Below are 2,831 nucleotides of genomic sequence, written 5' to 3'. Positions count from 1 at the left end.
CTTTCCACGCCCAATTCCGTGCCGTGGGACCGAATTACAACCAGGTGGTGAAGGAGCTGCACGCGCATTTTTCCGAGAAGAAAACACTCGCGCTGCTCTATAAACTGGAGAGAGCGACACGTGAACTGGCGGCCGTCGGGCAGCAGGTCGTGTCGCTCTCCGAAGAGTTCAAACAGCGATGGTAGCCAATATCACCACCGGAAAAGACGTGTACGGCGCGCTGGCGTACAACCAGGAGAAAGTCGATCGGGGCGACGGGAAAGTACTGCTGACCCACATAGTGAGGGAGCCGGCGGATGGGCGCTTCAACGTGGCCGCGACGGCAGAAGACCTCCTGCGCTGGATGCCCTCGCACTACCGGACGGAAAAACCCGTCGTGCACGTATCGCTCAACCCGGCTCCCGAAGACCGCCTTGACGACGGGCAGCTCGCGGAGATAGCCGGGGCCTACATGGAGCGCATGGGCTGGGGAGGACAACCTTATATCGTATTCAAGCATACCGACATCGGACGGGAGCATATCCATATCGTGTCGGTGCAGGTGGCCCAGGACGGGCGCAAGATAAACGACAGCAGGCGCAACGAACGCAGCGTGGCCGTTACCGAGGAACTGGAACGGGAGTACGGACTGCATCCCGCCAAAGGGAGAAGGCGGGAGAAAGGGCAAGGGATCGTCCCCGCCGATTACACGCGGGGCGACCTGAAACGCCAGGTGGCAGCGGTAATAAAACCGGCCGTGGCGACATACCGCTTCCAGACCCTCGGCGAGTTCCGGGCATTGCTGTCCTTATATAATATAGGTATAGAGGAAGTCCGGGGAGAGCGGAACGGAACCCCCTACCGGGGATTGCTCTACACGCTGCTGGACGAGAACGGGGACAAGGCAGTGGCCGCGCCGCTCAAATCCTCACTGTTCGGTAAAGAGGTCGGGTATGACGGGCTGGAACGGCACATGGAGCGTAGCGCCGAACGGTTCGGGAAGGACGACACGAGGAGGCAAATCCGTGGCCGGGTCGATAAAGCGCTTCGGGGAGAACCCACGGAGGAAGAACTGCGCGAACGCCTGCGGGGAGCCCGGGTGGATCTCTACATACGACGCAACGAAAACGGCCGCATCGTGGGTGTGACGTTCATTGACCACGAAACACGGACGGTCGTGAACGGATCACGGCTGGGAAAGGCATACTCGGCCAACGCCTTCGAGCTGCGCTTCGGCGGAAAACGGAATCCCGGGGAAAACACGAGGGGCTTGTCCCCGAAACAAGCGCCTGCCGGACGGGACGGGCAACGGAAGCGGAATACCTCACGACGGAGGAAAGTATAACATCTCAATTATCATTCATTTATTAAATCTTACGGTTATGCAACAGGAAGACGACCTTCGGGGTCTTGCTAAAACAATGGATTTCATGCGGGCATTGAGTATCTTGTTCGTGGTTATCAACATCTACTGGTTCTGCTACGGGCAGATACGGGAATGGGGAATCAATATCGGCGTGGTCGATAGGATTCTGCTGAACTTCGACCGCACCGCGGGGCTGTTCCGGAATATACTATGGACGAAACTTTTCGCCGTAGTGTTCCTCGCCCTTTCATGCCTCGGGACAAAAGGAGTAAAAGAGGAGAAAATTACCTGGCGGAAAATCACGGCATCGCTGGCCACGGGAGGCGTGCTGTTCTTCTTCAACTGGTGGCTGCTGGACTTGCCGCTGACGGCAGCGGCGAACGCGGCTTTCTACATACTGACCCTATCGGCCGGGTATATCTGCCTCTTGATGGGCGGCGTGTGGATGTCCCGCCTGCTGAAGAACAATCTCATGGATGACCCTTTCAATAACGAGAACGAATCATTCCAGCAGGAAACACGCCTGATCGAGAACGAGTACTCCATAAATCTGCCGACGAAATTTTACTATAACAAACAGTGGAACAACGGGTTCGCCAACGTTGTAAACCCGCAAAGGGCTTGCATCTGCATGGGAAGCCCGGGCAGCGGGAAGAGTTATTGTGTTGTAAACCAGTTTATTAAACAGCAAATCGAAAAGGGCTATACCCAATACATCTATGACTACAAGTTTCCCGATCTTTCGGAAATCGCTTACAACCACCTGCTGAATCACCAGAAAGGTTACAAGAAAATCCCGACTTTCTACGTCATAAATTTCGACGACCCGCGCCGCTCGCACCGCTGTAACCCCATTCACCCGGACTTCATGACCGATATTTCGGACGCCTACGAGAGCGCCTATACCATCATGCTCAACCTGAACCGAAGCTGGGTGCAGAAGCAGGGCGATTTTTTTGTGGAAAGCCCCATTATCCTTTTCGCGGCCGTGATCTGGTTCCTGCGCATCTACGACAACGGGCGGTATTGTACCTTCCCGCACGCCATCGAGTTCCTGAACAAGCGGTACGAGGATATTTTCCCGATTCTGACATCCTACCCGGAACTCGAAAACTACCTCAGCCCCTTTATGGATGCCTGGCTCGGAGGCGCTCAAGACCAGCTCCAGGGCCAGATAGCATCGGCCAAAATTCCGCTTTCCCGCATGATTTCGCCCCAGCTATATTGGGTCATGTCGGGCGATGACTTCACGCTCGACATCAATAACCCGAACGATCCCAAGATACTCTGCGTGGGGAACAATCCCGACAGGCAAAACATTTACGGAGCGGCTTTGGGATTGTATAATTCCCGGATTGTCAAGCTCATAAATAAGAAAGGCCAGCTCAAATCGGGCATCATCATCGACGAGCTGCCGACAATCTACTTCAAGGGACTCGACAACCTGATCGCCAGGGCCAGAAGCAACAAGGTCGCCGTGCTGCTG

At 55.5% G+C, this 2,831-nt stretch carries 2 protein-coding genes and 1 pseudogene; all 3 read left to right on the top strand.

The window, feature by feature from the left end:
- Positions 1 to 185: pseudogene (locus ABUA47_RS24125) on the top strand (MobA protein); the annotation flags it as partial.
- A complete protein-coding gene (gene mobB, locus ABUA47_RS24120; RefSeq protein ID WP_004295463.1) occupies positions 179 to 1,324 on the top strand; it encodes a conjugal transfer protein MobB in 1,146 nt (381 codons plus the stop codon). The pseudogene ABUA47_RS24125 and the gene mobB, both read left to right, overlap by 7 nt.
- Positions 1,325 to 1,361: 37 nt before the next feature.
- Positions 1,362 to 2,831 (top strand): YWFCY domain-containing protein (locus ABUA47_RS24115; RefSeq protein WP_349832213.1); only part of this gene is annotated, 1,470 nt, incomplete at its 3' end.

It is taken from the genome of Bacteroides sp. RTP31139st1_H2_RTP31139_211217 (assembly GCF_040227615.1).
Classification (GTDB): domain Bacteria; phylum Bacteroidota; class Bacteroidia; order Bacteroidales; family Bacteroidaceae; genus Bacteroides; species Bacteroides uniformis.
Note: the sequence above shows the minus strand (reverse complement) of the source record. Positions and strands in the feature narration are given on the sequence as shown.